General features: G+C 57.1%; 9 protein-coding genes. All 9 read right to left on the bottom strand.

Annotated features, from left to right (window positions below):
• Window positions 1-27 precede the first annotated feature (27 nt).
• Window positions 28-921 (bottom strand): hypothetical protein, encoded by an 894-nt coding sequence (locus FJ946_RS21420; protein WP_140564066.1) that lies wholly within the window; start codon window positions 919-921, stop codon window positions 28-30.
• A gap of 103 nt (window positions 922-1024) precedes the next feature.
• Window positions 1025-1732, bottom strand: coding sequence for a 7-cyano-7-deazaguanine synthase QueC (gene queC / locus FJ946_RS21415; RefSeq protein ID WP_140564216.1), 708 nt, complete (start codon window positions 1730-1732; stop codon window positions 1025-1027).
• A gap of 11 nt (window positions 1733-1743) precedes the next feature.
• Window positions 1744-2097 (bottom strand): 6-carboxytetrahydropterin synthase QueD, encoded by a 354-nt coding sequence (gene queD, locus FJ946_RS21410; RefSeq protein ID WP_140564067.1) that lies wholly within the window; start codon window positions 2095-2097, stop codon window positions 1744-1746.
• Window positions 2094-2729: a 7-carboxy-7-deazaguanine synthase gene (gene queE, locus FJ946_RS21405; RefSeq protein ID WP_140564068.1), complete on the bottom strand. Its 636-nt coding sequence runs from the start codon at window positions 2727-2729 to the stop codon at window positions 2094-2096. Before queE ends, queD begins: the two co-directional genes overlap by 4 nt.
• A gap of 2 nt (window positions 2730-2731) precedes the next feature.
• Window positions 2732-3832: a DGQHR domain-containing protein DpdB gene (dbpB, locus tag FJ946_RS21400; RefSeq protein WP_246673038.1), complete on the bottom strand. Its 1101-nt coding sequence runs from the start codon at window positions 3830-3832 to the stop codon at window positions 2732-2734.
• A complete protein-coding gene (gene dpdA, locus FJ946_RS21395) occupies window positions 3777-5108 on the bottom strand; it encodes a tRNA-guanine transglycosylase DpdA (RefSeq protein WP_140564069.1) in 1332 nt (443 codons plus the stop codon). The genes dbpB (FJ946_RS21400) and dpdA overlap by 56 nt, the downstream gene beginning before the upstream one ends.
• Complete coding sequence (gene dbpB, locus FJ946_RS21390) at window positions 5105-6223, bottom strand: DGQHR domain-containing protein DpdB (RefSeq protein ID WP_140564070.1); 1119 nt, start codon at window positions 6221-6223, stop codon at window positions 5105-5107. The genes dpdA and dbpB (FJ946_RS21390) overlap by 4 nt, the downstream gene beginning before the upstream one ends.
• Window positions 6220-7143 (bottom strand): hypothetical protein, encoded by a 924-nt coding sequence (locus FJ946_RS21385; RefSeq protein WP_140564071.1) that lies wholly within the window; start codon window positions 7141-7143, stop codon window positions 6220-6222. Before FJ946_RS21385 ends, dbpB (FJ946_RS21390) begins: the two co-directional genes overlap by 4 nt.
• Window positions 7144-7657: 514 nt before the next feature.
• Window positions 7658-8011 (bottom strand): hypothetical protein, encoded by a 354-nt coding sequence (locus FJ946_RS21380; protein WP_140564072.1) that lies wholly within the window; start codon window positions 8009-8011, stop codon window positions 7658-7660.
• Between the last annotated feature and the right edge of the window lie 77 nt (window positions 8012-8088).

Below are 8088 nucleotides of genomic sequence, written 5' to 3'. Positions count from 1 at the left end.
ATGCCAAAGCCTATGCGTAAGAAAGGACTATCTCTCATAAATCGCAAGCACGTTAAGATCAGGACCGTCCTTCAAAGTCCCTATCAATCTCATGCCGTGGCCATAACATCTACGGGACAGCCTATAGGCAAACGTTCCGGTATAGTAGCGTCCCCCTGCTTCGACATGAACGTGCATTGAATCTCCCGCATCATTGAGAGGCAGGCGATAGTCAATCCATTCGATGCGGCTGTTCTGTTCGGCTGCGGCATCTTCGATGATCGTCATGGCGGCGTCAGGGTCGAAATTGTTCCCCAGCCATTTCCAGAGTTCCCGAGTTTCGCCTAGGCCCTTCGGCGGCCGTTCGCCATTCGGTTTGGAGAACTTATCGAAGAACGTTGTCACGCGCCCGTTGGAGAACTCCGCCGCCATCGGGATGAGTTTCGTTCGCGGTTCTAAATCGAGCATCACCAGAGCGCGCGGCACTGCTGACGCCTTGCCCTCTGCCTGCCACATGATCGCACCCGTCCTGTCGCCTACCAACAACCGCTGTTCCTGTTCGAGCAGATAAAAGGCGATCAATTGATCCAACTGGCGCTCTGGCGTGTCGATCGTCTCGAATTTGATGGTGGTGACATCCGACTTGCCGTCTTCCGTGCCACCTGCGATTTCAGTCTCAGCCTCCGCCGCAGCGGTAAAAAGCCCGGACAACCAGGTCGGAAGTCGAAAGCCTGCCTTTGCGGCGAACCTCGCTTTCAACTCTTCACGTTTGCTGGCAGAAACCTGAAGGGTACGATCCTGCGTCGCCTTGAAGGTGGGCCGCACCACGGCATCGTAGAAGCGGGTTAGATTTACCGGGTCGATGAACATTGGCGCGTCCTTGACCCACATTAAGGCATCGGGAAGGCCGTCTATCCCGGGATCACTCTTCAGTTCTTTCATACCTAACCCCAATTTTTTCGACGACGACCCGCAGGCAGACCGGCTTGCAAGACTCAACATTGCATTTCTGGGTGCAACCATCAATTTCTCGGGTAGAACCGCGCTAGGCCGCAAGTTCACAGCTAAATTGGCGATAGCCGTTGGCGCGGAGTTCACAGGAAGGACAGTTTCCACAGCCCCAGCCCCAGACGTGCTGTTCTGTGCGGTTACCATTATAACAAGTATGAGTCTTATCAAGTATAAGGTCGACCAAAGCTGTACCCCCAAGACTATTTGCCATTCGCCAGGTTTCGGCCTTATCGAGCCACATTAGCGGCGTGTGAACGACGAAGCGCTGGTCCATGCCCAGATTGAGGGCGAGTTGCATCGCCTTCATGGTGTCGTCGCGGCAATCAGGATAGCCAGAGTAGTCTGTTTCGCAAACGCCAGTAACGATATGGCGTGCCCCACGACGATAAGCGACCGCTGCGGCAAAAATCATGAAAAGCAGATTGCGCCCCGGAACGAAAGTGTTGGGAAGGCCATTTTCAAGCATCGCAATTTCGACATTGCGTGTGAGTGCCGTATCGCTGACTTGTCCAAGCACAGTGACGTCGATCACACGATCCTCGCCGAGTTTGCTGCCCCAGGAGGGAAAACCTTGGCGGATTGCTGTCAGCACTTCCGGACGAATATCGAGTTCGACGCGATGACGTTGACCATAGTCGAACCCGATCGTTTCGACATGTTCGAAGCGTTCTAGTGCCCAGGCAAGACACGTAGTTGAATCCTGGCCACCGGAAAACAGGACGATTGCTTTGGAGTCTTCCATGATGCCCACTTTCACCCCTCGTATTCAGCCCAGCAGTCAGGCGTCTCGTAAACGACAACCGCAGACGTCTGCGGAACCGCAGGCTTGATGCGGTTCCAGATCCATATCGCAATGTTTTCGGCAGTGGGGTTTTCCAAGCCTTCGACATCGTTGAGGCAATAATGGTCGAGCTGAAGGAGCAGTGGATTAAAAGCAGCCTCCACGTCGAAGAAGTCGACGACAAAGCCGGTGATAGCGTCAACGGGGCCCTCGAGGCGGAGTTCGATTCGATACGAATGGCCATGCAGGCGGTGACAGCGGTGCGTCAACGGCACATGGGGCAACCTATGGGCGGCTTCGAAGGTGAATGCCTGAGTTATTTTCATCTGATTCCAAGTTGCTTGTGAGTTTGAAGGCTGAGTTGCCAGCGGGGGTTCGCTAGGCAATAGGCGACCGCGTCCTGCGTATTCGATACGCGATCAGGCCCATCCATTGGCTGGAGCAGAAAATGATCGAAGGCCAGCGCTTCAAAGCGCTGCGGTTCTGCGCCCACCTGCGGAAATACCAACTTGAGTTCGTTTCCGGTTTTAATCGCGATTTCAGCGCCTGACTTTGGACTGACGCAAACCCAGTCGATCCCTGGGGGTGGCATGAGCGTACCGTTGGTTTCGACGGCGATCTCGAATTCCTTGTCGTGCAGGGCATCGATGAGAGGCGGGTCGATTTGGAGGAGCGGTTCGCCGCCTGTCAATACGACGAACCTGCGTTGAGACAGTGACGGAGACCATTTTGCCTCAATGGCGCTCGCTAGGTCGTCGCATGTTACAAAGCGACCGCCACCGTCGCCATCCGTGCCCACAAAATCCGTGTCGCAGAACTGGCACACGGCCTTGAGGCGATCCGCCTCCCTGCCGGACCAAAGGTTGCATCCGGCGAAACGGCAAAAAACGGCCGCGCGTCCGGCCTGACGGCCTTCACCTTGGAGAGTGTAGAATATTTCCTTAACTGCGTAGCTCATCGTTAGCCACCTGCCCTATCGAGGAGTGGAGTCGGTGCCGCTTTGCGCCTCTGGCGCTGATCTGCCTTCACGACGCCGACAAGATAGTGTTTTAAGAGCGAGATATCGCGATTGACGTTCTGAAGCGCGTTCCAGCCTCGAACCTCCCCGCCCAACTCCCATTTACCTTCGGTCCATGCGGTTTTGCCCCTAAGACACTGGAGGCCATCTTGAAAGTCGTTGACGGTGCGAGCGCTCCCGCGCTGCGCCAACACTTCCATGACATCCCCCATCGCCTGAATGCCAGCGCCATGTAACAGGCGCGACGAACTGGGGTTATGGCCATGCCAGGCCTCGGGAAACGCACGCTTCACTCCGTCGAAGAAGTTCGAGATAAGTCGGACGCAACTCGTTTCACCGTCATGCGATTTTATCAGTTCGCGCATCACACCGTTTGCAAGCGATTCCATGATTATTTTCTGGATAACCGTGTCAGCGATGATACCGCCCGGGGATGTGTGTTGCTTAATGTAGCCTTTCAGCGCGGTATTCTCGAAATTGAGGCGCGCGGTCAGGTTCGCCGCCATGGACCGCCGGCTAAGGCGCGGCGGCAAATCGTCGACCGTCGGTAGCAGTTCGTAGATGAGCGACTTGGGTAGCGGTCGAGTGTTGTTGATGAGCACGAACTGGCGCCGTAGTTCTGCATCATCGCGGCAGATCAATGCCGAAACAAAGACCTGGAAGTCGCGATCAATCTGGGTAAGCGCCGAAAGGCGTTGTTGACCATCGACGACGAGGCCGGGCGTGCCCCCGCTTATGTCGATGGTGAGCGTAGCGGCCCCGTTGCCAAGATCATCAATTGCGACGCGATCGGTGAACGCGACCACAATGGGGTTGGGGAGCACAGCATTTGGCTTTTCGAGATAGTCGCGAATTTCTCGAATGTGGGCTGCAACCTGCGGCCGCTGGAACCCGCTGAGTTCGCCCTGCGCATCGCGGCCAATGCGCTCAATCGACGCAAAGCGCAAGACGTCAGCAGCTTTCGCCGCGAAGGTGAGTACCTGATGCTCAGCACTCTGCTGCGCACAGACGGCGAGATATTTCATCGGTTCGATTGACAGCACGCTTCAAATCCAATCGCTCAATATGATTTTTGTAGACAGCGAGATTGTGGATCCCGCGGCGTTTGTTGCGATTGCTGCCGCGGAAGATGATTACCTCGACCGACGTGGCCGCGCATATCGAGCAAGGACATTGCTGCCATGGCCGTTCCGATAGGGTTTCCCGATAGCGCTTCGCGAGTTGCAAAAGCGCTGGACTGTTTTTGCAGTCTTCGTACGGCTTCTCTTCAAACAGCGGCGCACTGTAGACGAGAACACTATGCAGCGTCTCTTCAAGATCGGCTTCGCCGCGATCGAAGGCGCGAAGCGATCCAAGCGCCGCCTCCTCCATGCGGACCAAATCCTCGGCGCGGAACATTCCCCTTTTCACGCTACGCTGGAGCCTAGGATTTTCGATCGCCTGCGGCACTCGGATCGACGTGAAGTACCGCAACGCGAGCCCTTGGCCCGGCAGATAATAATTCTTCTTGGCGTCCTTGAACGCTCGTATCAGCGGCGATGTCGTATCAAAGCTGGCGATGTCGTAACCGTGGAAGCTGTCGATATCGTCAGCCTTAGCGAAACCCAAAATATGAAGCTTGGTTGAGGCTGGCACCGCGGCGCGAATAGCCTCTAGGCAAATCTTGATCTCTGGCGACTTGAGCGGAACCATGCCGCCGATTGCCAGATACTCATACCCCATGGTCACGAGCCGCCGCGCGGCTTCGGCCATACTGCCCGGGGACCATCCCTGAACGACTCCCAGCGGCGTGAAACTCGCACCCATCTGCGCGGCTTCACGCTGAAAGTGATCGGCGTTCTCAAGCGTTATGTCGAATCGTTGCTTAGCATCGGCAGCCCCGCCTTCCATCCCGACGCCGGCGGGATCGAAGTCGAATATGACATGGTCCACGGAACAGCCGTGAGTGAAGCCACACTCATCATAAAACTCGGCCATTTCTGCCGGCGTATATGGCGGACGCTCTTCGTTGACATATGTGAAGGCGCCGCAGTCGCCGAAGATGTCTAAATGCGTGAACTCTGGTTTGTCGAGGCGGAGAAATTTGCGGACACCAACCAAGCCAAAGCGCCGCGCCTGGCTCGCCGTGTATTTGCCCTTCACCCGATGGTCTCCAACAATACCACGCGATACCAGCACACCATCATAAGGCGCATAGCCCAGGATCTCGTGCGGATAAGCGTCGTCCCAATAGGGTTGCCGCTCCGCCGGGCTGCGATCGGCGATGAAATCGAATGCTGGATCCACATAGTCGAGGCTATCAGCAAAGATGAACTTCATGCGGCGCCCCGCGCGAGGTCACGCTCGAGGTGCATCAAATGATCGCTAAGTTTGCTGATGTGCTGGGAGGTTGACTGTATATCGTTCCAGTCAATACCGAGGCCCTTCCAATGCCCACTCGTCCACGCGCAATGCGGCGCGAGGCGCTTAAGCGTGGCGCGAACTGCCATTACGCGATCGGACACACCATCGGTCCGAAGCATGATCGGATCCATCAGAGCGCCCATCGCACGAATACCTGCGCTGTGCATAAGGCGGCTCTCAACCGGGGGCTTACCCCAAGCGTCAGGGAACGTATCGCGGACCGCCGACCAATAGAGCAACAGCGCCTCATACATTGCCTCTGTATCGTTGCCGCGTCCGTTGTGCTTAAATTGGCCAAGCGCCCCCGCTGGCGTTTTGAGACTCATGCGCATCGTTTCGATGAGCGAATTGTCGGTGACAATGCCAACCTTATCCTTGCCGTCAGATTCGCGGCGGATCAACCCGTAGAATGGCGAGCTTGGATCTGTATTGAGCGCCTCGCAAAGCGCACTCGGCAGCTGACGCGCTGCGAGGTCACGCGGTAGAAGAACACTGACCTCCGGAAGCAACTCATTTATCAAACGGGTGGGAAGCGGTTTCGCTTTGTTGACCAGAATGAATTGCTCTCGTTGCGTTGCCAGGTGTGCCGACACGAAACCGATGACCGGGACAGCAATCGACCGATCCCTCGCCTCCGCAAGTGCAAGTGAGCGTTGCTGACCATCAACGATCCACGCCGCTCGTCGTCCTTCCGGATATATCGGGATCGACAGCGTGCCGGCGTCACCCACCTCACAAATATTTCCCGGTGCTCGCCCGCGCGCCGACGCAAAATCCACCTCGGGCGCCATCGCGAGAATGATGGCATTTGGAAAAAGCACCGGACCGCTGTCCAGAAAGGCGGTGATCTGCTTCACATGTTCACGAATCACGCCGCGCTGAAATCCCTTGAGTTCTTGCTCCTCGCGGCGGATACGACTGATATCGGCGATGCGCGTGATGTCAGAGCCTTGAAGAAAGAACGCGAAAACCCCGGTTCCACCTTGTTCAGCACGAACAGCTCGAATTTTTAGATGCTCCACTGCAGTCATGAACGTTCCGCCCTGACTTCGCGCACCAACCTCGCCAATCTGCTCTGTTCGCAGGCGATATTTAGTTCGTCTCGAAACAGCCGCAGAAGGCGGGCGGTGCTACCGTTTGCCATAATCCAATGTTCATTGATCAGACGGCGCATCGCGTCATCGTCACATCGTTCCCGCTCAACCCTTGTCGGATATCGCCAATCCCGTAGCATGGCAGTGACGTGCAGGGAGTCCGTTGCCGCGTCATTGCTACCGAAAGCAATGTGTACATGCTCAACGAAGTGCCGAAGGGCCCGCGAGGCAAAGTCACTGCGCGTGCCTCGCATCCTGCTATCAGGTCCGTCGAGCCGATCATCGTACGGCATCACGAAATCCCGCAACTCGGGCGCTATCCGCTCGACTTGGGTGCGAGTAAAAATTCGAAGGCGGTGCCGATCTATTGCCGCTAACTCGACCAGATCCAGACTGATCATATCAAGGTAGGCGTCAGAAAGTGCTGCGCACACCAGACCGTCCGATTGCGAAATGATGGGCCGGAGAAGCTCTGAAAATGGCGAGAACCGGCTGAGTTCTTTCCACCATACCGAACGGACAAAACTCCCTGTGACGCGCGCGGCGATGCTGTCATCTGCGTCGAGCAAAACCGTACACGCATAAGACGGAACCTCGGTCGAGGCGCCGATCAAGCCCAGACCAGCCGAGACCACGTATAGCCGCGCGTCTATCGCCTGTGCTGCGGCAGTAGCCTCCTTGAACGCCCGACCCCCATAAAGCTGTGAGGCCGGGAATCTGGCGTTGGCCAGCGCCAGGCGATCACACCATCGTCCTGCGAGTTCGACCAGATTTGCTTGCAGAAGAGAGGACGCACGGAGACTATCCGCGACCGGTTTGCGTTTGCGGTTCGTACAAGTCGTGATCACCAGCGCCACAAAATACCGTCCAAGGTGAGCGGTTCAACGCATTTATGCATAGGCGATCGAAAGCGCATTGGCCACATTAAATCGCACTTTTTCCACTCCGATTGACGCGATAAATGCCGTTGGCATGTCGCGCGCAGCACATGGGTACTCGGCGGGCGTGCCCGATCTGAACCAAATTACCGCCCAAATCCGCCCGCCGCGACCAGCTAAGCTGAAGACCGCCCACAAAATCATATCGTCAAGCCGACCGCCTTCCCGTTAACGGTGAGCGAGGGGTGCCAGGGGGCAAGTTGTGCAGCGATCAAAGGCGTGGCGGGTCGACTCTAGCCCCCGAGCGGGCTGCGGTTGGCCTGATGCGCAGCCTTTGCTCTTGGTTCTGTTTTGGGCTGTCCTACAGCTATCGAACCTCTTCGGCAGTTGTCTTCGCGCTGTAGCGCCCGCGGTTCGGACCCATGCATTGTGTGGAAGTATTTCGCCGCATCACCGTCACCCCTTGCGCTCCTTGAGATCTGGTGAGGCGCGATCAGCCCCGCATCGTTGAGCGCAGGATGGCCTGCATGTGTTCTTCCAGATCAAGCTCGCCACGAGCCTCGACGGCCAGCAGATATTTCGCCTTGGCTCGGCGGTCATCCCGGCTGATCGCCGGATAGGAGCAGACGGCCAGCAGCGCCTCCTGCTCGACCTCGTCTACCCGCTCGCGGTCATCCCTGCGGCTCCCCGCTCGATGAACAACGCGGTGGAACTCGTCGTAGGTCGCCTGGTGCGCCGCGATCAGTGCTTGCAGCTTCGGCGAGGAGCTTGCGCTAGCGGACACTGGGTCGACGGCAACCGCCGCGCCGGTCAGCGCGAGAAGAGTTCGGCGGGTGATCGCGGCCATAGACTATGTCCTCCTCGCTGCCGATCATACCGGAGTACCATAGCACCACCGGAGAAGAGCGCAGAGACCGGAGGATA

The sequence above is a fragment of the Mesorhizobium sp. B2-4-7 genome, assembly GCF_006442685.1.
In the GTDB taxonomy this organism is placed as follows: Bacteria; Pseudomonadota; Alphaproteobacteria; order Rhizobiales; family Rhizobiaceae; genus Mesorhizobium.
Note: the sequence above shows the minus strand (reverse complement) of the source record. Positions and strands in the feature narration are given on the sequence as shown.